We start from the raw sequence: 427 nt of genomic DNA, 5'->3' as shown, positions 1-427 counted from the left end.
GAAAGTCGTTGTCATTTTCTCCTCGGAGTTCATCAGAACCTTGTTCGCCACGCAGTTGATCGGAACCATCACCGCCGTAGATGAAGTCATTTTCACTACCACCGTAGATAGTGTCGTTGCCAATTTCTCCGCGAAGTTCATCAGAACCTTGTTCGCCACGCAGTTCGTCTTCGCCTTCACCGCCGTAGATGAAGTCATTTTCACTGCCACCGTAGATAGTGTCGTTGCCAATTTCTCCTCGGAGTTCATCAGAACCTTGTTCGCCACGCAGTTCGTCTTCACCATCGCCACCGTACAGCGAATCATTTTCGGTGCCACCGTAGAGAAAGTCGTTGCCGTTTTCTCCTCGGAGTTCATCAGAACCTTGTTCGCCACGCAGTTCGTCTTCGCCTTCACCGCCGTAGATGAAGTCATTTTCACTGCCACC

The 427-nt window shown here is 50.8% G+C and carries 1 protein-coding gene; it reads right to left on the bottom strand.

The genetic code is table 11. From position 1 onward, the window contains the following. Positions 1–427: calcium-binding protein (locus QUA24_RS00130; RefSeq protein WP_333226268.1), on the bottom strand; the 427-nt coding region annotated here is incomplete at both ends.

Source organism: Microcoleus sp. Pol12B5 (assembly GCF_036701335.1).
Taxonomy (GTDB): Bacteria; Cyanobacteriota; Cyanobacteriia; order Cyanobacteriales; family Microcoleaceae; genus Microcoleus.
The sequence above is the reverse complement of the archived record's forward strand: the minus strand, read 5'-3'. Positions and strand labels throughout refer to the sequence as shown.